This window comes from Streptomyces iranensis (assembly GCF_017874715.1).
GTDB classification, from domain to species: Bacteria; Actinomycetota; Actinomycetes; order Streptomycetales; family Streptomycetaceae; genus Streptomyces; species Streptomyces iranensis.
Map to the genome: position 1 here is coordinate 273,925 of NZ_JAGGLR010000012.1, position 19,386 is coordinate 293,310.

Genomic DNA, 19,386 nt, shown 5'->3' on the forward strand with positions numbered 1-19,386 from the left:
GCCGTTCCTCCCGCTGGGCGGGAACGGCCCGATGCCGTGGCTTAGGATGTGGCCTGAGGTGTACCAACCGATCTCCACGCAGAAAGTGACAACGTGACGACCGTCGCATACCAGGGCGAGCCGGGATCCAACTCTGCGACCGTGACCCTCACCCTGTTTCCGGGAGCCGTGGAATTGGCGTGCACCACTTTTGAGCAAGTCCTGGACAGCGTGACGCTCGGCACCGCCGACATGGCGGTGATTCCCATCGACAACTCGGCAGCGGGCCGTGTCGCCGACGTACATCACCTGCTTCCCGGGTCGGGCCTCTTCATCGTCGCTGAGTACTTCCTGCCCATCCGCTTCGACCTCATGGGCGTTCCTGGCACGCCCCTCGACGAGGTGGCGTACGTCCGCAGCCACATCCATGCCCTGGGGCAGTGCCGAAAAGTTCTGCGCGAGGGCGGTTGGCGCACTGTCGTCAGTGACGACACGGCGGGCGCGGCCCGTGAAGTGGCCGAGCTGGGCGACGCCAGGCACGCGGCGCTCGCCCCACCCGCGGCGGCCCCTCTCCACGGCCTGGAGGTCATGAAGTCGAAGGTCGAGGACGATCCCGACAACACCACCCGATTCGTCGTCCTCTCCCGAAACTCCACCGTGCCACCGCACACGGAGGAACCGACCATGACGAGTCTGTTCTTCTGCGTGCGCAACGTCCCCAGCGCCTTGTACAAAGCCCTCGGTGGGTTCGCGAGCAGTGGCGTGAACCTCACCAAGATCGAGAGCTACCAGATGGGCGCCGGCCTGAACGCCAGCGGCTTCTACGCCGAGGTCGAGGGACATCCCGACGATCCGCGTGTGGACCTCGCCCTTCAGGAACTGCACTTCTTCTCTTCGGAGGTGCGAGTCCTCGGCGTGTATCCGGCTCATCCACACCGGCTGCGAGAGCGAAGCCGCTGACACGGAGCGTTCACCGCAGACCTCGATCGCCCTTGCCGCCGTCCCCACTTCCAGCAGTGCGAACGGAGAGAAGACACGAGCGGTCAGCCGAAGCGGAGGCATCTGGGCGACGACGAAGTCGTTGTGACCAGGACGATGTGTGGGAACTCTACGCTCCGGGGGACTGGAGCCAAGCCCATGACATCGCTGCCGACCGTCCGGACAAGCTTGCCGAGATGATCGAGCCGGCCCGGCAGTCACCGGCTCCGCGAAGCGCTCGAAGCGGAACGCCCTGATCGCCGCGGGTGTGGGCAGGAGCGCCTTCTTCCGGTACTTCCCCTCCAAGGAGGACGTGGTCTTCCCCGACCATGAAGGCTGCCTGGCGGAGATGACAACCTTCCTGCAGGAGGGGAACGACGCGGAGGACCCGGTGGCCTTGGTCTGCGATGCCGCACGCCTTGTCCGTGGTGTGGCGGTACGAACGCACCCTCGCCGACTACTTGCGGCGACGCTTCGCGCGCAGACCCGAGGGAACGCTGCGCGCCGATGTGATCGCCGCCTCCGTGGTGGCCGCCCTCGCCCGTGATACTGAGTTCCATATCTACGGCTGACCTGCGTTGCTTTCAGCCATCGTAGGTGTAGAAGCCACGGCCGCTCTTGCGGCCGAGGTGACCTGCCGCCACCATGCGGCGCAGCAGGGCGGGCGGTGCGTACAGGGGTTCCTTGAACTCCTCGTACATCGACTCGGCTACCGCCTGGGCGGTGTCGAGGCCGATGAGGTCGAGGAGGCGGAGCGGCCCCATGGGGTGGGCGCAGCCGAGTTCCATGCCCCGGTCGATGTCGTCCGGCCGTGCCGAGCCCGACTCCACCATGCGCACCGCGCTCAGCAGGTAGGGCACAAGGAGGGCGTTGACGACGAAGCCGGAGCGGTCGGCTGCCTGGATGGCCTGCTTGCCGAGCCGCTGGACGACATCGCGGGTGCGCCGCACGGTCTCCTGGCTGGTGGTGAGAGCGGGGATGACCTCGACCAGCTGCTGCACGGGCACCGGGTTGAAGAAGTGCATGCCGATGAGCTGGGTGGGCCGTTCCGTGGTGACGGCGAGGTCGACGATGGGAATCGAGGAGGTGTTGGTGGCCAGGATCGCCGCCGGGTCTTCCACGACCTTGTCCAGGGCGCGCAGGACGTCGGTCTTGATGTCGCGGTTCTCGGCGACGGCCTCGATGACGAACTGGCGGTCGGCCAGGTCGCTGAGGTCGTGGCTGAAGGAAAGCCGGGCGAGGGCCTGGTCTCGCTGCTCCTCGCCGAGCTTGCCGCGCCGTACGCCCTCGTCGAGGGAGGCGGTCAGACGGCGGCGGCCCGCCTCGACGGCGTCCGGGGTGGCTTCGGCGACACGGACATCGATGCCGTGGCGGGCGGCGACTTCGGCGATGCCGGAGCCCATGAGGCCACAGCCGACGACGCCGAGACGGCTAACGGGATCCATCTGAGGTCCTATCCGGTGCGTAGGTGGTGTGTGCCTGGGCTGGTCAGACGTTGCGCCGGTACTGGCCGCCGACCTCGAAGAAGGCGTCGGTGATCTGCTGCAGCGAGCAGACCCGGGCGGCGTCCATGAGGACGGCGAAGACATTGCGGTCGGTCACGGCCGCGTCCTTGAGGGCGGCCAGTGCGGCGTGGGCCGTCTCGTGGTGGCGGGCCTGGAAATCCCGTACGCGCGAAAGCTGGGACTTCTTCTCCTCCTCGGTGGCGCGCGCCAGCTCGATCGCGTCGGGCTCGGCGGTGTCCGCATGCGGGTTGCGGAAGGTGTTGACGCCGATGACCGGGAGGGTGCCGTCGTGCTTGCGCTGCTCGTACAGCATCGACTCGTCCTGGATACGGCCGCGCTGGTAGCCGGTCTCCATGGCGCCGAGCACGCCGCCGCGCTCGCTGATCCGCTCGAACTCCGTGAGTACGGCCTCTTCCACCAGGTCGGTGAGCTCGTCGATGATGAACGACCCCTGCAGGGGGTTCTCGTTCATCGCCAGCCCCCACTCCCGGTTGATGATCAGCTGGATGGCCAGGGCCCGGCGGACCGAGTCCTCGGTGGGGGTGGTGACCGCCTCGTCGTAGGCGTTGGTGTGCAGGCTGTTGCAGTTGTCGTAGATCGCGATGAGCGCCTGCAGAGTGGTGCGGATGTCGTTGAAGTCCATCTCCTGGGCGTGCAGCGAGCGGCCGGAGGTCTGGACGTGGTACTTCAGCTTCTGGCTGCGCTCGTTCGCGCCGTACTTCTCCTTCATCCCCACGGCCCAGACGCGGCGGGCGACCCGGCCGAGGACGGAGTACTCGGGGTCCATGCCATTGGAGAAGAAGAACGACAGGTTCGGGGAGAAGTCGTCGATGTGCATGCCCCGGGCGAGGTATGCCTCGACATAGGTGAAGCCGTTGGCCAGGGTGAAGGCGAGCTGGCTGATGGGGTTCGCGCCGGCTTCGGCGATGTGATAGCCGGAGATGGACACCGAGTAGAAGTTGCGAACCTTGTGGGCGATGAACCACTCCTGGATGTCGGCCATCATCCGCAGGCTGAACTCGGTGGAGAACAGGCAGGTGTTCTGGCCCTGGTCCTCCTTGAGGATGTCGGCCTGCACCGTGCCGCGCACGCTTCCCAGGGCGTGGGCACGGAGTTCGGCCGTCTCCTCGGGCGACGGTTCGCGGCCCTCGGTCTCCCGGAACCGGTCGACCTGCTGGTCGACGGCGGTGTTGAGGAAGAAGGCCAGGATGGTCGGGGCGGGTCCGTTGATCGTCATGGAGACCGAGGTGGTGGGCGCGACGAGGTCAAAGCCGTCGTAGAGCGCCTTCATGTCCTCCAGCGTGGCCACCGAGACGCCGGATGTGCCGACCTTGCCGTAGTTGTCGGGGCGTTCGTCGGGGTCGCGGCCGTAGAGGGTGACGGAGTCGAAGGCGGTGGACAGGCGAGTGGCCGGCTGGCCCTCGGAGAGCAGCTTGAAGCGCCGATTGGTGCGGAACGGGCCGCCCTCGCCGGCGAACATCCGCGCCGGGTCCTCGTTGTCGCGCTTGAAGGGGAACACCCCCGCGGTGAAGGGGAAGTGGCCGGGCAGGTTCTCCCCGCGCCAGAACCGCACCAGTTCCCCGTGGTCGGTGAAGCGGGGCAGGGCGACCCGGGGGATCTTGTTGCCGGAGAGCGACTCGCGGGTCAGCTTGGTGCGGATCTCCTTGTCCCGGATCTTCACGACCTGCTCATCGCCGGAGTAGGAGGCGATGACGGCGGGCCAGTTCCCGATCCGCTCCGTGATGTCGTACGGGAGCTGCCTGCGGGCGTCCTCGAGCAGCGGCCGCACGTTCCCGGCGTCGGACCCCGCCTCGACGAGCTCGGCCGTGACCGCCTCCAGACGCTGCACGCGCCTTGCCGCTTCGACCAGTTGACCGGTCTCGGCGTGGTACCCGCGGACCGTCTCGCTGATCTCGGCGAGGTAGCGCGCCCGCTCCGCGGGGACCACCCGCCGGATGCCGGAGGAGTGACGCACGTCGACCGGCGCCAGGGTGCCCTCGGACAGCGGCAGGCCCTTCTCGGCCAGCGCGGTCTTCAGGTGCTGGTGGAGCGCGGTGACGCCGTCGTCGTTGAACGTGGCCGCCGAGGAGCCGTACACCGGCATGTCCTCGGGCCGCATGGCGAACGCCTCGCGGTTGCGGACCAGTTGACGGCCCACGTCGCGCAGGGCGTCCTTGGCGCCGCGCCGCTCGAACTTGTTGATCGCCACGACGTCGGCGAAGTCGAGCATGTCGATCTTCTCCAGCTGCGAGGCGGCGCCGAACTCGGGAGTCATCACGTACATGGAGGTGTCGACGAACGGCACGATCGCCGCGTCGCCCTGGCCGATGCCCGGCGTCTCCACGACCACCAGGTCGAACCCGGCGGCCTTCGCCACATCGATCACGTCGGACAGGTGCTCGGGCAGCTCACGGCTGCCGCGGGTGGCCAGACTCCGGAAGAACACCCGGTTGCCGTCGAGGGAGTTCATGCGGATGCGGTCGCCGAGCAGCGCCCCTCCCCCGCGGCGGCGGGTCGGGTCGACGGCGATCACCGCGATCCGCAGTTTGTCCTGCTGATCGACGCGGAAGCGGCGCACCAGCTCGTCGGTGAGCGACGACTTGCCCGAACCGCCGGTGCCGGTGATGCCGAGCACCGGAGTGACCCGCGCCCCGGCCGCGGCGCGCAGCTGCTCCAGGAAGTCCTGCGGCAGCCGCCCGAGTTCGGCGCCGGTGATGGCGCGGGCGATCGCGAACCGGTCGCCCGACAGCACGGCGGCGACATCGGCCGGCTGCCGATCCCAGAGATCGAAGTCGCAGTCCTTCACCACCGAGTTGACCATCCCGGCCAGGCCCATCCGCTGCCCGTCCTCGGGAGAGAAGATGGTCACTCCGCTGTCGCGCAGCCGGTCAATCTCCTCGGGCACGATCACACCGCCCCCACCGCCCACGACACGGACGTGTTCCGCGCCCTGCGCGCGCAGCGACTCCACGAGGTACTCGAAGTATTCGACATGGCCGCCCTGGTAGGACGAGACCGCGACACCGTGCGCGTCCTCCTCCAGCGCCGCGTCCACGACCTCCCGCACCGACCGATTGTGACCGAGGTGGATCACCTCCGCGCCCTGGGACTGGAAGATCCGTCGCATGATGTTGATCGACGCGTCGTGCCCGTCGAACAGCGCCGAGGCGGTAACCAGGCGGACGGGGTGCACGGGACGGTGTAGATCGCTCATGAGGGCCTTCCAGACAGGTCAGAGGCGCCGACTGAAGAGATACTAGGACGTCCTAGTAAATTACTGGAAGCGGGGAGAGTGTGAAGAGGAGCACAGAGGCAGTGCGAGTGATCCCGCAAAGCCATCGGGGCGAGTCCGCCATGACCGACATCACCATCGCCTCCTCGCCCTTCGACGGTGACGCCGACGGGTCGATGATCAGCACGGCGGAGGTGTTCCTCGGAGTAGCGCTGTCAGACCCCTCTGGAAGTATCAGGGGCGTTCCGGTACGAAGCGATGGGCCGACCAGGCCGGTGGGTCCAAGGTGGTCCGCACCACCATGTCCAGAGGGGGACGACGAATGTCGACCGACATGTACGGCGTACGGGTTCTAGCCGTGGATCCGGATGAGCTCCGCGCCCGGTTGAAGGTGTTCGTCGTCTACTACGACGTCGGCTCGCGCACGCACATCCCGCTGCCGGACGAGGAGCCCAACACCTTCCTGCACTTCCTCTGGGAGGCCGCGTCCGGCTATCTGGGCGACGGCGACGACCGCACGGGCCCGCTCGGGCGCGCCGTGAGCACCAGCCGGCTCCTCGACTACGAATGGGCCGATACCAACGCCCGCCGGTTCATCTCCCGGGTCGAGCGTGTGGAGCTCCGCAACTACCCGCTCGCGGACGACCGGTGGGAGGACATGCACGACTTCTACTACGAGCGCGACGGGGCCTGGCAGGACGAGGACCTGCTGATCCAGGCCGAATACGAGATCCGGGTCACCGACCGCAAGTGGCTGGAGCCGCTGAGCGTGGGCGACGGCTGGGGCTCGGCGGCCTTTCCGCTCAATGGCGACAGCTGGACGGCCGAGGACTCCCCGCACATACCCGATCTGGCCCGACCGGCCGTCACCCTGCGGCCGTTCGAGACCACGGCCGGCAGCGTCAAGTACGACCACGTCAACGGGATGGACTTCTCCGACGACGGCAAGTACCTGGCCGTCTGCAGTGATCAAGGGCGGGTGTGGGTCTATGACACCGCCGACTGGAGCGAGGTGGTGCACACCCACGCCGGTGACTGGATCGTGCCGCTGATGATGTGGGTACCGGGCGGTCACGTCCTCGTGGTCAAGGGCTACAGCACCGGCGACGGAGCGGAGGAGCGGAAGCAGTGGGCCTACGACGTCGACCGGCGGGCGGAGACCGAGGCTCCATTCCAGCTCGGGCATCTGCGCTCACGCGACGGCGCGTACCGGATCAGCCCGAACCGCGCGGGCGAGGGCGGCTTCGACCTGCATGGCGACGAGCGTGAGCCCTTCCGCCGCATCTCCCACGCCGGTGAGTGGGACCCGATCCAGTGCACGGCCTTCTCCGGCGGCTCGTCGCGGCTCTTCCTCGGCGCGCAGCAGAACCTCTATGTCGTCGACCCGGCGACGGGCGAGGTGATCGACAAGGTCGACGATGCCTCGGAACGGCTGTTCACCCTCGCTTCGAACGAGGACGGCAGCTATCTGGCCGTCGGCAGCTTCAGCCGCAAGCTGAGCTATCTGGAGTTCGGTGAGAGGCGTCCGCACGAACTGTGCGTCTGGCGAACGGCGGACAAGAAGATCATCCTGGGCCGTCAGATGCGCACCTACGTCGACGCCCTCAGCTGGTCCCCGGACGACCGCTGGCTCGCCGCCGCCCTGGAACCCCTCTCCGACAAGGGCTTCCACCGCGGCAAGGCCGAGCTGGCCATCTTTCCGATGGGCCCGGTCGACGCGTGAGGACCGCGGACGGCGCCCCTTTCCCGTGCGCGCGGGGCGGCCTGAAAGGGCCTGCTGACCACCGCCCAAGTGACATCCGTCGGCGGGTACTGATCCATGCCGCGGCCGACGGTCGGGCATCTGCTGTCCGGATCGCCACTGCGCGCGACGGCCGGGCGATCGGGACCGCACGCGCCGGACGGGCACGCCTGCCTCGCGAGATGCGCACCGTTCCGGCAAGGTGATCCAGGACGGTGTGTGCCCGGTCCTGGACCGGCTGGGCGCCGGTCACAGTCCCCGCTCGCTCACCCTTTTGTCGCCAGACGGGATCGGCATCGAGGCGAGCGGCCGCAGCCGCTGGTCGATGCCGCTGCGGCTCACTGTGAGGCTCAGCCTGGCAAACCAGGGTGCTCAGTCACAGAGGTAGCCGCGTCTGCCGGATCAGCACCCCGGCCCCGGACAAGAGCAAAGCCCCGGGGGGGGATCGCCGTACTCAACGACCAGGCCCCGACGCTGGAGCAGGTCATCGAGCGCGCGAAAGCGGCCGGTCACACACATAATGCTCGACGGCACCCTTGACGGCCTCGCACCGTGCACGGGCAGGCAGCGGACCGGCCGGGGCCGCCCGTCGAGCTCTCTGCACCACGGCCCGCGGCCCGCGGCCCCGCAGACAAGGCCACCGCGCTCAGGCGGCGGCCTCCGGGTATACGGGAAGCCGCCAGTCGCCGCCCCGGTCCTCCTTCGAGAACCGCGCGACGAGACCGGGGACGCGCAGGAAACAGGCCAGCGCCGTGACGGAGTGAAAGGCGTCGATGCCCAGCTGGTGCTGGGGCATGCCCAGCCGCAGCAGATGCGGCTTCACCTCGCCCTGGATCTCGTCGACGAACGGGCGCAGCGTGGTGTCGTAGTTCGCCAGCGCGGTGGGCAGGTCGCCGGCGTGCCGGTTGATCTCACCGGCCAGCACATAGGCGCCGACCAGGCCGCCGGAGACGCCCATGCCGCTGTAGGGGGACGCGCAGTGCGCGGCGTCCCCGGCCAGGGCCACGCGCCCCTTCGACCACGTGTTGGTGCGCACCTGCACGACCTCCTGGGAGAAGAAGCTCCCGGTCGTCTCCATGCCGTCGATGAACCGCCCGGTCTGCCATCCCGCGTCGCGGAAGCGGTCGGCCCAGAACTGCTTCTGTCGCTCGACGGGCTCGCGGTGGATGGCCGAGGCTTCCGCGGAGTCCTCCCGCAGCACGAAGTAGACCTGGGTCTCGGCGGGGTTGTGACTCCTGCGCATGATCATCCGGCCGCCGGGGGCGTTGTAGGTGTCCCGGATGTTGGTGTCCGTCGCAGTGCGCGGGACGAACCAGTACGCCATGTGGATACCCAGCCGCCAGTACGGGTCAGCGGTGCCCGGCGGCAGGATGGCCCGCCTGATGCGCGAGCCCTGCCCGTCCGCGCCGACCAGGAGATCGAAATCATCCGAGGAGCCGTCTGAGAAGTGGGCGGTGACGCGCTTGTCGACCTGGTCGAAGCTCTCCACGCTCACGCCGAAGACGTAGTCCACATCGTCCTTCGCCGCATCGTGCAGGATGCGCACCAGATCCCCGCGCATGATCTCGTACTCCGAGGTCAGCGTCTGCCGGCCCCGCCCCGAGGTATTGGCCATGATCGTCGCCCGCGCCTTGCCCTTCGCGTTCACGAAGGCGACGCCGGCTTCGTCCACGAGCTTGCTCCGCACGACGCCCAACAGCCCCATGCGCTTGACGGCGTCGATGCCCTGGCCCCGCAGGTCGACCTGGGCACCCGTGGCGCGCAGCGCCGGGAAGCGTTCGACGACGGTCACCCGGTGGCCACCCCTGGCCAGCCAGAAGGCCAGGGCCTGTCCCGCGACGCCGCCGCCGCAGATGAGGACCTTCAGCGCGTCATTTCCTGCTCGGTGTGCCATCGCGCATGCCTTTTCTATCGGTGATAGGTAGATTGGCCAGCGTGGCCTATCACCGATAGATTGTCAAAGTGAAGATGAACCGCGAGACCGTCGTGGGCGAGGCGCTCGACCTGCTCGACGAGGTCGGACTGGACGCCGTCAGCACCAGACGGCTCGCCCAGCGGCTGGGCGTCGAGCAGCCGTCGCTCTACTACCACTTCCGCAACAAGAAGGAGCTGCTCAGCGCGATGGCCGAGGCCGCCATGGCGCCGCATGCGGCGGCTGCGCTGCCAGCGCCCGGCGAGGACTGGCGTGAGTGGTTCACACAGAACACGCGCGGCTTCCGCCGCACCCTGCTGATGCGGCGTGACGGTGCACGGCTGCACGCCGGAACCAGCCCCGTGGCAGATCTTGACCGCATCGCCCGCAAGATGGCCTTCCTGGTGGCCTCCGGCGTCCCGGAGCGTGAGGCACAGATGGCGATGCTGGCCGCCGGCCGCTTCACGGTCGGCTGCGTCCTGGAGCAGCAGGCGGACACCGGTGGCGCGGACCCGGCGGCCGGCCTCCCGCCGATCGATCACGAGTCGGCGTTCGAGGCCGGGCTCGCCCTCATGCTGAACGGCCTGATGCACCGCGTCGGCGGCACGCCGTAGCCGTACGCAACACGCCCCAGCGGCGGGCGAAACGCCGTCCAGCGACGTCAGCGCGTGGCCTTCGCCAGTGCTTCCCTCACTTCGTCGGCCGTCCTGATCGCAGGGCCGTGGATCCCGTTCTCGTCCCGCTCGGTCGTGTCGTCGGTGTATACGGCGTAGGCAAGACGGCCGAGCTCGAACCGCCATCCCTCCGCGAGGGGACCGGCGTCGACGACGCTGTAGCCAATGCTGCCGATGAACTCGGCCGCCGCCGTCTTGGCCTCCGCGTCGTCCCCCGCCATCGTGAGGTGGGTGCGGTCCGGGGCGCCCGATGGGCGTGCCAGGAGCGACATATGGCGGTAGTACAGGTTGTTGAAGCACTTAACGACCTTCGACTTCTCCAAGTGCTTCTGAAGGAGTTCGCTGACGGTCACCGCACCGCTTTCCAGCTCGGGGACCGTGCCGTCCCGCTCGGCGAAGTAGTTGCTCGTGTCGATGATTACCTTGCCCACCAGTTCTGCGGCGGGGACATCCCGGAGGGCATACAGCGGCAAGCTCACCACGACCAGGTCACCCGCGAGAGCGGCTTCCACCGGCGGCGCCGCGCTCGCCCGCTCACCCAGTTCGGCGACCAAATCGGCCAGGGACTCCGGGCCTCGCGAGTTACTCAGAACCACATGGTGTCCTGCGGCGACCGCCATCCTCGCGAGGTTGGAACCGATCTTGCCCGTACCGATCAACCCGATGGTCGACATATCTCTCCTCAGCGCTGTACTTCGGTTGTCCGTTGCCGGAATGCGCATCGCGCCTACCAGCCCACCGGGCCGTTCAGGTCGAAGAAGCTGCCGCTGGGGCCGTCCGCCGGGAGCGTGGCGGCGCGCACGACGGTCTTCGCGCCCCGCGAGGGATGCTGCGTTCCGAGGTTGTTTGTTCAGGTCGGTGGCGTTGTAGCCGCGGCTTCGCCGCGCCCCTGGTGGCGGCATCCCAGCCAGACGGCGTTTGCTTCGTGCCGTTCATGAAGTCGATCCTGCAGGACCAGGGCGGTACGATCCATCACGTGAAGTCTCCATTTCTTTACGCATCATCCATGAGAGGGGTCCGTGCTCGGCTCCAGTGATCCGATCGCTGACGCCATCGGTCTTCTGCGGCCCCGCACCGTGGTCGAACCCCGCCTCCATGCTGCGGGGCCATGGGCGGTGCGCTTCGATCCGTTCCCGCATGTGAAACTCGGCGTCGTCGTGCGTGGCGAATGCCAACTGGCCCTCGAAGGACACGAACCCGTGCTCTTGAGGGAGGGCGACTTCTACCTACTGGGCAACCCTCCGCCCTACGTGCTGGCCGGCACGCTCACCGCGGAGCCGCGCCCCGCGAAGCCGCTGTGGGACAGCGCCGCGAACGGCGCTGTGCGGATCGGAGCCGAGGCCGACGAAGACACATACCTGTGCGGTGGGCACTTCACCTTCGACGACACGAACGCCTCGATCCTGCTCGATGTTCTGCCGCCGCTCGTGCACGTCCATGCCGCAGATCCTCGAGGCAAGCTGCTTGCGCACCTGAGCGAACTGCTGGTCACAGAGGTCGAGACCACCGCCGTCGGCGGCTCTTTGGTCCTGGACCATCTCGCACAGATCCTGTTCGTCCATATGCTGCGCGCCCACGCCGACCAAGCAGATCGGCCCACCGGCTGGCTGGGAGCGCTCAACGACGACGGCATCGGTGCCGCACTGCGCGCCATGCACGCGGACGTGGCGCACCGCTGGACACTCGAAGAGCTCGCCGGTATCAGCCGCATGTCACGCTCGGCGTTCGCCGCATCCTTCAAGAATCAGGTCGGAACCGCACCACTGGAGTACTTGATCGAGTGGCGAATGAGCCTTGCCCGCGATGCCCTGCGCCGCGGCACCCGATCGATCTCCGAGCTCGCCTTCGCGACCGGCTATCAATCCGAGAGCGCGTTCAGCACCGCATTCCGCCGAGTGGTCGGCTCCTCACCCAAACAATTCCGCGATGCAGCACATCGCGCTGCGAACAGCGGGTGCGGCAGCTGCGGATCGCTGTCGGACGCGAGTCCCGCGGCTCCGACACCGGCAAGAAGATCAACGGCCGCAAGCGGTTCATCGTGACCGACACTTGCCGCTCGGTAACTGCATCAGCACTACCTCGCACGCAATATCAACGGCTACCGGTGCCACAGCACCACAAGGGTGCCGTAGCCTACCTCCTGACCGGCCGACCGCCGGCCCACTGAGCCAGTGTCATGCCAGCTCAGCGGGGCTTGGTGCCTCGAACCGCGAGACCGGAGGAGTCGATGCTGGGATGACGGCAGAGCGACCGATGCCCACACAGGACGACGTGCTCGGGTACTTCAGCACGCTGTCGAACTGGGGACGGTGGGGCGACGACGACGAGCTCGGCACTCTGAACCACATCACCGACGACGTCCGGCTGGCGGCGGCGCGGGCCGTGCGCCACGGCAGGAGCGTGTCGTGTGCCTGGGAGGTTGCCGTACCGGAAGACATGGAGCGGTCGACGACGACGTGCCCGTGCGCCGCCGACATGCCGGGTGCCGAGGACATGCCGGTGCCCGCATTCCGGGACGACCGGCGCTGGGGCTTTTCGTCCGAGCGGCTCGGCATCACGTTCCACGGCAACACCCTCACCCACATCGACTCGCCGTGCCACATCTTCTGGGACGGCACGATGTACAACGGGCGGTCGCACTCGTTGGTCGACGCCGCAATGGGATCGGCGTGGGCGGCCGTCACGGCGGCGGCGAACGGGATCATCACGCGTGGTGTCCTGCTGGACATTGCGAGGGTCCGCGATGTTCCGTGGTTGGAACCGGGGCAGGGTGTGTTTCCCGACGATCTCGAGGAGGCCGAGCGTCGCCAGGGTGTGCGGGTGCGATCCGGCGATGCGGTACTCCTGCGGACCGGCTATGGCCGCGTCCGGCACGAGGCCGGTGAGGCCGGCGGTTTCACGCAGGCCGGCTGGCACGCGTCCTGCCTGCCGTGGCTGCGTGAACGGGAGGTCGCGCTGATCGGCGCTGACACTCCCCAGGACGTTCAGCCGTCGGGGTACGACGACGTGTTGATGCCGGTTCACGCCGTGAGCCTCGTTGCGATGGGTCTGTGGCTGCTCGACAACTGCGACCTGGAGGTGTGCGCGACGACGGCTGCCGAGCTCGGCCAGTGGGACTTCCACCTCGCAGTCGCGCCGGTCCGCTTCGCCGGTACGTCCGGCAGCCCGGTCAACCCGATCGCCACATTCTGACCGCGGGACTCGCGTCTGCCAGGGCGGGAAGTCGGCCGCCAGTTGCCGCCACGCGCATCCGGTGCGCACCACATAAAGGATTCGCGTCCGCCAACGCGCGGCGGGGATGCTTCTCCGGCAGGTACTACGCCTGTCTCGTCGGCGGCACCAGCGCCGCTCGCGGAGCCCTGCGAAAGGCGGCATCACGAACATCGCAGCAGGCCACACCGTCATAGCGCACTACTCTTCTTGGAAAGGATCCATACGTAGTACCACTTTCCGCTCTTAATCACGTGAGGGCTATTTTCAACCCTGGCTGTAATGGCCCCCCAAAAGGTCCCCGCAGTGGTGAATCCGAGAGTCGTGAGTACACGTTCGAGGACCGAGCCGTTCACAGCAATGAGCAAGGCCGCCGTCGATGCGGCCACAGCTCCAGTCACCGCCCAAACCCTCTTCCTCCTTGCCGCAAGGAATTCGGCCCGCATCGCCTGTACTTGGTCTTCGATCTCCAGACGCAGTTTGGTCAGCTCAATCTGGGTCTGCTCCCCGTTGAGCGCCTGATCCATAGAAAGGAAACTGCTACGCAGAAAATTACGAAACCCTCTGTATGAGTCAAACTCCCCCGTGGTGATCTTACTGAAGTCTTTGAGGGTGACACCCTCAATGAACGGCAGGTCGATTTCCAGGACAGGGCGGATGAGCCGATCCTTGACCGGGTTCGACTCCGAGGGGTCGATCAGCCTCCCGTGCCTGATGATGTAGTCCACTGCGGCTACCTGCTCGACCGCCTGTGGGGGCTGTCTGACCCCCTGGACCATTTGTTGCCCACGAGTGGAATAGCTTGGGAGATACCAGGCGAGTCCAGCTTTGAGTAGCGACTCGGCTTGAAGCAGCCAGGTTCCGAGGGCCGCCAGGTCGGGGCAGTGCATGCCATAGGAAAGAGCGGTGTAGTTCACCTGCCTATGACGCCAATTCCCATTATCTTCCCGCGGTAATGTATATTGACGCGTCCGCGCCTCGTTCGCTGCCGCCAGCAGCACTCCCCATTCCGTGGGGTTGTACTCCCCCACCTCACAGTAGGGAGCGGTCCATCCATGGGACAGAAGCAAGGTGTCCGAGATGAGAATAGTACGCTTGGTGAGATCCTCGAATTTTCCGCTGTCAATCGTCAATCCAACACTGAAGCTGGACCGGACGAAGCTCGCTTCATCTCGGACCCTCCGCAGCTGTACATCGAAAAGCTTATTCCCGTAAATCTCGGCTACCCTTACCGGGTCTCTACGGACACCCGAAGGAAGTAGGCGGAAAACCTTACGCATTCGACGTGCGACGTCTGCGTCGCCAACTGCCTGTCCATAGCTCAGCACTCGCCCAAGTGTGGCCGCATCCGGCTTTCAGTACAAGGCGCGAGCAGGGGCGGGTACGCCGATCCGCGCGCCCCGCGCAGTATCATCCTGCTCCTTCGAACTGCACCATCATCACCTCGTTGGTCACGGCGTCAGAGGCCGCGATCAAGGAGTAAGTAATGGATGTACGCGATGAGTTGATGGAGGGACGACGGGCCACCCCAGCGTCAACGGCACCGCCCTATGCTCCAGGTCAGCCCGAAGATGATCAGTCGGCTCGACGGCTTGGAAGCCGACCTCATCACCCGCGGAGCCCGCTCAAACCCTGAGCCACGGCCAACAGTTCACAACGTTGGAGTCATTCGCCCGCAGGCTTGCGCAGCAGCCACTGTCCGAACGTCCGCCGTGCGGGCCGCACCACCACGCGGCTGTGGGTCGCCGTGCCGACCAGTTCCACGCGCAGCGTTCTCGGCGTCCCGTAGTCTGGAGCCTGACGAACCTTGATCTTGCTGTGTACGAGGCTCAGGGCACCGGCGTCGACCACGATGCTCGGCTTGGTGATCAGCGTCAGCTTCTTGCCTGCCGTGTTCATGTCGATCCGCAAGGTATCCTGCGTGATCACTGCCTGAGTGAAGTCGAGCGTCACCGCACACCACGCGGTGGCCAGCTCCAGCCTCCGCGGCACCACCCAGCTCCCCACGCGTTTGACCGGACCACTGTGAATCCCCTCGATCCGGAGCACGTCCTTGACCTCCGCTACGGCCGTCCCGGTCGAAGCGGACACGGCCGGCAGGTCAACGGTCAGCGCGGTCAGCTCGCTGACGGTACGCGCCGACAGGGCGGCTTCCAGTCGCTCGTCCAACTCGTCCGCGGTCAGCAGACCATCCCCCGCGGCAATGCGCAGCACGTCCGCTACCCGGTCCCGGTCCGCATGAGAGGCCCTCAGCTCGGGCGACGAGCCGGGGCCGGAGCGCTTCCCTGTGGGCGAAATCTCTCCCGACATTACTTCCGTCCTGGTCCTGTCGAACGTCTCCGCGCGACGCAGGCAGCGACGCGAGAAGAAGACTAACGCTATATCGCGATACGGATCCCAGCTGGGCCATCACGGGGAGACGATGGTCAGCGTCGATTCACGGCATGCGGCATCCATCATGCCGAGGCCCGGTCTCGACGTACATGAGGGAGCGTCACATCAGGCGTCACCCGGTGCGGCGCACCCGGTGACGGCTCCCCGTGATAGTGGGCCGCGAGCTTGTCGGCCAGGTCGTCCAGGCCGACGACCAATGGTGGAGTCGGGCATGGGAACCGTCCGAATGCCTGCGGTCCGGGACCCCATGTGCCGCTCCGCCGTACCGGAACCCGGTGTCAGTCGCCGTGCGTTGATGTGCCCGGAAGCGGTCAGACCTGTTCGAAGTGGAACGCCTTGATGAAGCAGTCGCGGGGCTGGGCGACGGCGAAGAGGATGCACTCCACGAGCGACTGAGAGGTGAGGGCGTCCTTGGCCCCGCGCGGTGTGGTCTCCCACTCCTCGGAGAGCGGGTCAGGGTTGTCGAAGTCGGGCGGGTAGAGGGAGATCACCCGCACCCCCTGGGGCCGCAGACGCTTGGAGAGGATCTCGGCGAACCCTGCCTGTGCGCTCTTGGCCGCGTAGAAGGCGTCGTGCGCGTCTGAACGGTGATGACCAGCTGTTCCGCAGGCGGAGACCATGGTCACCACGTCCGGCTTGTCCGAGTTGAGCAGGAGGGGAAGGAAGTTCTTCACGGCCAGGACGGTGCCGGTGGCGCCGGATGCGATGGTGTCGACGACGTCGGCATCGGAGGCGGATTCGAGGTCCGGGCCTTCGAGGTAGCGGGAGCCGTTGTTGATCAGCACGTCGATGTGGTCAGCGTGTCGGGCGACACCGGCAGCGAAGTCGCGGATCGAGGCGGGGTCCGTCAGGTCGCAGGCGAAGGCGTGGACTCGCTGGTGCCCTCGGTCGCGAATCTCGTCGCGGACACGCTCAGCGGCGGCGAGAGCGCGCGCGGAGAGGAAGACCTCGGCGCCGAGGTCCGCGAGACGAATGGCCAGCGTGCGGCCGAAATCGCGGCCGGCAGAGGTAATGACCACGCGGTGGTTGTCGAATCTCATGTCGGTACTCCCGGTTCGTGGATCGGATGTTGCGGTGCGGTGCGGCGGAGCCAACCGGCCGCCCTCCCGGCCCACAACGACGATGGCCCCGAACCCGATCGTGGGTTCGGGGCCATTCCGATGTCGTGCGACATCACACCGTCGGGACGACACGATCTGAACCTGCGTCCCCTTGACCCCCAGCGCGGCAACTCTCCGCAACAGCCGCTACCGCACCGTAACGTCCAGCCGAAGATCGTACACAGCCGTACGAAGCAGGGAAACGACGTGCCCAGCAGTCTCTCCACATGAGGTCTCTCCGGCTACCGCGCTCCACATGATCTAGCTCCAGCCGATTCTGGTGCGGAGGCGTGAGGACAGGGTGCGCCGTAGGCCGGTTCGACCGACGATGCGGGGGCACTCGGCGAGGCCAGTCCGGCAACCTCCCGCGAGTACGGAGGCGTACGTGGCCGTTCGTCATCGCCTGCTCAAAGCCAACCCCAGCGACGTGCGGACCGCCCTGGCCGACGGCAGCAAGTACCTGCGGTGGGATGGTAGGCCCTCCGCGGTCGAGCCGCTGTACGGGCAGCGCCCGTGCCCCGGCCCGGAGCTCCGCCATCAGGTCCGCCTCGGCCCTCTGCGGCTGCCCCACGAGACGGTCGTCCGCCGCTGCGAGGAGGGCGCCATCCTGGAGCTGAGCCCGCACCGGTCAAGGGAAAAGATCCGAGCCGCGCCGCGCAAGAGATGAGATGCGGACAGTCGAGATGCAGACGTTCCTGCCCCATTCCGACTTCCGGCGGTCGGCGCGTGAGCTCGACCGGCGGCGGCTGGGCAAGCAGCGCGTCGAGGCCCTCCAGGTCCTACGCGGCCTGACGGTGCCCGGGTACGGCTGGCGGCGGCACCCCGCCGTGCGGATGTGGACCGGATACGAAGAGGCCCTCGTCCGGTACGGGCTGGAGATGTGCCGGGTGTGGCGGGAACTGGGGCATCAGGACAGTTGCGCCGCCTCCCTGATCGCCGACCTCGCCGCTCGCCGCCCCGGCCTCCCGGTCCGCGACCAGACCGAACTGGCAGGAGCCGGAGAACTGCCGCCGTGGCTCGGAAACGCCGCCTTCCACCGGAGTCACCAATCGGCTCTCGTACGTAAGGACCCCGGGGTGTACGCCCCTCGCTTCCCCGGCGTGCCGGACGACCTGCCCTACGTCTGGCCGGCCTCGGACCGGGAGGCCCCGGACGCGCCCGGCCCCTGAGCCACCCGCACCCGGGATGGGCCGGCGATCGGCTACGGGCCTGCCGAAGCACAGGGAGCCTGTTGCTTGGCCTGCTTTTTGCCTGGCTCGTGCCACGTCCAGCAGCGGCAACGTCCGCCAGGACGACGGCTGCTCAGTCCCTTCGCGGGCAAGGAGAACTGAACCAGGCGCTATCTCCCTGGAACCGCGCACTTCGTCGGCTTGCCCGGTGATTTCAGTGGGCAGAGGGCCGATGGGCGTACCGGCCGTATGGACTTTCCCGGCCCCGGGGGCGGGCGCCCCCCGACGTCCCCGGGCCTCCTCCACCGTGCTCCGGCCCGCGTCAGGCCCGGCGTTCCCGAACGCCCTCCCCGTCACCGGGCCGCGGACGCGGGATCGGCGCCGGGCCAGTGCTGCCCCGCGGGACGAGTTCCACCGGCAGGACCACGTGTCGCTCCCGATGCGCCTCGGGGTCGTGGATCACGCGGTGGGCCAGCTCCGCTGCCGCCTCGCCCAGTCGGCGGGCCGGCTGGGCCATGGTGGACAGGTCCCACGGCTCGGCCATCGCGTGTCCGTCGAAGCCGAGGATCGACATCCGTTGCGGCACCGGGACGTTGACGCCGCGCAGCACCGTGAGAAGCCTGAAGGCGATGTCGTCCGTCTCGGCGAAGATCGCCGTGGGCGGCTCCGCAAGGCTCAGCAGCCGTCCCACCGCCGCTTCCAGGCTCGGCCCCTGCCAGTGGGCGACCTGGCGGACGAGGTCGTCGTCCTGGTCGATGCCCGCCTCCGCCAGGGCCGTGCGGTACCCGTCGAGACGGGCTCTGCTGCTCCAGGCGAAACCCGAGGCGTCCGCGGGCTCCAGATAGGCGATGCGCCGGTGGCCGAGGTTGAGCAGGTAGCGGGTGCCGCGCTGGGCGGCCTCCACGTCGTCCACGTAGACACCGGCCCTGCCCTGTTCATGCTGGCTGACGAAGACCAGGGGCATGCCCAGGTCGTCCAGGCGCGCTCGTTCCTCGGGGGAGAGCGCGAAGCTGACGACAAGCAGGGCGTCGGCGTTGCGGCGGGCCGGCAGGCGGTCGAAGAACTGTGCGCGCTGCTCGGCGGTGGTGACGCTGTAGATCAGCATGTCCAGGCCGGCCGCGTTGAGCGCGGGTGCCATGCCGGCGAGCGCCGCGCCCAGGAACCAGGAGTCGAGGTTGGGTACGAGCACGGCGACCCGGCCCGTGCGCCCCGTGACCAGACTGGACGCGCTGCGCGAAATCGCGAACGACAGCTCGCGCGCCGCCTCTTCCACTCGCGCCCGGGTCTCGGGGGACACCGTCGACAGACCGCGCAGGGTGCGGGAGACGGTCGAGGGCGAGACTCCGGCCCTCTGGGCGACGTCCGCCAAGGTGGCGCCCTTTTCTACGACTTCACCGGCCATGCCCGGACGCTAACACAACGGTTGCCGCACCAGGACGAGCGGGTGACAGCGCAGTCATGTGAAACCTCGCAGCGATTCAGCGACTGTGAC

Annotated in this window: 15 protein-coding genes and 1 pseudogene; 8 read left to right on the top strand and 8 right to left on the bottom strand. The window is 67.6% G+C overall.

Going from position 1 to position 19,386, the window contains the following annotated elements:
• Positions 1-93: 93 nt before the first annotated feature.
• Positions 94-939 carry a prephenate dehydratase gene (locus J2Z30_RS23470; RefSeq protein ID WP_044580350.1) on the top strand — a complete coding sequence of 282 codons (846 nt, stop codon included), beginning with the start codon at positions 94-96 and terminating at the stop codon, positions 937-939.
• 271 nt (positions 940-1,210) lie between these two features.
• Positions 1,211-1,493: pseudogene (locus tag J2Z30_RS23475) on the top strand (TetR family transcriptional regulator); the annotation flags it as partial.
• 48 nt (positions 1,494-1,541) lie between these two features.
• Here the strand turns inward: J2Z30_RS23475 and J2Z30_RS23480 are convergent.
• Both J2Z30_RS23480 and icmF read right to left on the bottom strand, forming a co-directional pair.
• Positions 1,542-2,402 (bottom strand): 3-hydroxybutyryl-CoA dehydrogenase, encoded by an 861-nt coding sequence (locus tag J2Z30_RS23480; RefSeq protein WP_044580349.1) that lies wholly within the window; start codon positions 2,400-2,402, stop codon positions 1,542-1,544.
• A gap of 43 nt (positions 2,403-2,445) precedes the next feature.
• On the bottom strand, positions 2,446-5,676 hold the full coding sequence (gene icmF / locus J2Z30_RS23485; protein WP_044580348.1) for a fused isobutyryl-CoA mutase/GTPase IcmF: 3,231 nt from the start codon (positions 5,674-5,676) through the stop codon (positions 2,446-2,448).
• Positions 5,677-6,016: 340 nt separating this feature from the next.
• On the opposite strand from icmF, the gene J2Z30_RS23490 reads away from it, so the two are divergent.
• Positions 6,017-7,417, top strand: coding sequence for a WD40 repeat domain-containing protein (locus J2Z30_RS23490; protein WP_044580347.1), 1,401 nt, complete (start codon positions 6,017-6,019; stop codon positions 7,415-7,417).
• Between the two features lie 664 nt (positions 7,418-8,081).
• Here J2Z30_RS23490 and J2Z30_RS23495 read toward each other — a convergent pair.
• A complete protein-coding gene (locus J2Z30_RS23495; protein ID WP_044580345.1) occupies positions 8,082-9,329 on the bottom strand; it encodes an FAD-dependent monooxygenase in 1,248 nt (415 codons plus the stop codon).
• A 74-nt stretch (positions 9,330-9,403) separates the two neighbouring features.
• Here J2Z30_RS23495 and J2Z30_RS23500 point away from each other — a divergent pair, with 74 nt between their 5' ends.
• Positions 9,404-9,961, top strand: a complete 558-nt coding sequence (locus J2Z30_RS23500) for a TetR/AcrR family transcriptional regulator C-terminal domain-containing protein (RefSeq protein WP_044582530.1) — start codon at positions 9,404-9,406, stop codon at positions 9,959-9,961.
• Positions 9,962-10,008: 47 nt separating this feature from the next.
• Here J2Z30_RS23500 and J2Z30_RS23505 read toward each other — a convergent pair whose 3' ends face one another.
• Positions 10,009-10,641 carry an NADPH-dependent F420 reductase gene (locus J2Z30_RS23505; RefSeq protein ID WP_245388322.1) on the bottom strand — a complete coding sequence of 211 codons (633 nt, stop codon included), beginning with the start codon at positions 10,639-10,641 and terminating at the stop codon, positions 10,009-10,011.
• Between the two features lie 399 nt (positions 10,642-11,040).
• Between J2Z30_RS23505 and J2Z30_RS51385 the strand changes: the two genes are divergently transcribed.
• Together J2Z30_RS51385 and J2Z30_RS23515 are read left to right on the top strand one after the other, a co-directional pair.
• The gene (locus J2Z30_RS51385; protein WP_078957191.1) at positions 11,041-12,063 is read left to right on the top strand and encodes an AraC family transcriptional regulator; all 1,023 of its coding nucleotides are present in this window, start codon (positions 11,041-11,043) and stop codon (positions 12,061-12,063) included.
• A 193-nt stretch (positions 12,064-12,256) separates the two neighbouring features.
• Complete coding sequence (locus J2Z30_RS23515) at positions 12,257-13,213, top strand: cyclase family protein (RefSeq protein WP_209468802.1); 957 nt, start codon at positions 12,257-12,259, stop codon at positions 13,211-13,213.
• 209 nt (positions 13,214-13,422) lie between these two features.
• Here J2Z30_RS23515 and J2Z30_RS23520 read toward each other — a convergent pair whose 3' ends face one another.
• From J2Z30_RS23520 to J2Z30_RS23530, 3 genes are all read right to left on the bottom strand, one after another.
• On the bottom strand, positions 13,423-14,559 hold the full coding sequence (locus J2Z30_RS23520; protein ID WP_209468803.1) for a hypothetical protein: 1,137 nt from the start codon (positions 14,557-14,559) through the stop codon (positions 13,423-13,425).
• Positions 14,560-14,896: 337 nt separating this feature from the next.
• Positions 14,897-15,541, bottom strand: coding sequence for a DUF1707 SHOCT-like domain-containing protein (locus J2Z30_RS23525; RefSeq protein ID WP_044580340.1), 645 nt, complete (start codon positions 15,539-15,541; stop codon positions 14,897-14,899).
• A gap of 395 nt (positions 15,542-15,936) precedes the next feature.
• The gene (locus J2Z30_RS23530) at positions 15,937-16,665 is read right to left on the bottom strand and encodes an SDR family oxidoreductase (protein WP_044580339.1); all 729 of its coding nucleotides are present in this window, start codon (positions 16,663-16,665) and stop codon (positions 15,937-15,939) included.
• 445 nt (positions 16,666-17,110) lie between these two features.
• Here J2Z30_RS23530 and J2Z30_RS23535 point away from each other — a divergent pair, with 445 nt between their 5' ends.
• Both J2Z30_RS23535 and J2Z30_RS23540 read left to right on the top strand, forming a co-directional pair.
• Positions 17,111-17,392, top strand: a complete 282-nt coding sequence (locus J2Z30_RS23535; protein WP_052701899.1) for a hypothetical protein — start codon at positions 17,111-17,113, stop codon at positions 17,390-17,392.
• 16 nt (positions 17,393-17,408) lie between these two features.
• Complete coding sequence (locus J2Z30_RS23540) at positions 17,409-17,894, top strand: MSMEG_6728 family protein (protein ID WP_044582527.1); 486 nt, start codon at positions 17,409-17,411, stop codon at positions 17,892-17,894.
• 322 nt (positions 17,895-18,216) lie between these two features.
• On the opposite strand, the gene J2Z30_RS23545 is transcribed toward J2Z30_RS23540, so the two are convergent.
• Positions 18,217-19,296, bottom strand: a complete 1,080-nt coding sequence (locus J2Z30_RS23545) for a LacI family DNA-binding transcriptional regulator (protein WP_308280023.1) — start codon at positions 19,294-19,296, stop codon at positions 18,217-18,219.
• Between the last annotated feature and the right edge of the window lie 90 nt (positions 19,297-19,386).

Coding starts and splice junctions, on each gene's coding strand:
- J2Z30_RS23480 (WP_044580349.1), bottom strand. CDS start 2,402: ATGGATCCCGTTAGCCGTCTCGGCGTCGTCGGCTGTGGCCTCATGGGC.
- icmF (WP_044580348.1), bottom strand. CDS start 5,676: ATGAGCGATCTACACCGTCCCGTGCACCCCGTCCGCCTGGTTACCGCC.
- J2Z30_RS23490 (WP_044580347.1), top strand. CDS start 6,017: ATGTCGACCGACATGTACGGCGTACGGGTTCTAGCCGTGGATCCGGAT.
- J2Z30_RS23495 (WP_044580345.1), bottom strand. CDS start 9,329: ATGGCACACCGAGCAGGAAATGACGCGCTGAAGGTCCTCATCTGCGGC.
- J2Z30_RS23500 (WP_044582530.1), top strand. CDS start 9,404: ATGAACCGCGAGACCGTCGTGGGCGAGGCGCTCGACCTGCTCGACGAG.
- J2Z30_RS23505 (WP_245388322.1), bottom strand. CDS start 10,641: ATGGCGGTCGCCGCAGGACACCATGTGGTTCTGAGTAACTCGCGAGGC.
- J2Z30_RS23515 (WP_209468802.1), top strand. CDS start 12,257: ATGACGGCAGAGCGACCGATGCCCACACAGGACGACGTGCTCGGGTAC.
- J2Z30_RS23525 (WP_044580340.1), bottom strand. CDS start 15,541: ATGTCGGGAGAGATTTCGCCCACAGGGAAGCGCTCCGGCCCCGGCTCG.
- J2Z30_RS23530 (WP_044580339.1), bottom strand. CDS start 16,665: ATGAGATTCGACAACCACCGCGTGGTCATTACCTCTGCCGGCCGCGAT.
- J2Z30_RS23540 (WP_044582527.1), top strand. CDS start 17,409: ATGCAGACGTTCCTGCCCCATTCCGACTTCCGGCGGTCGGCGCGTGAG.
- J2Z30_RS23545 (WP_308280023.1), bottom strand. CDS start 19,296: ATGGCCGGTGAAGTCGTAGAAAAGGGCGCCACCTTGGCGGACGTCGCC.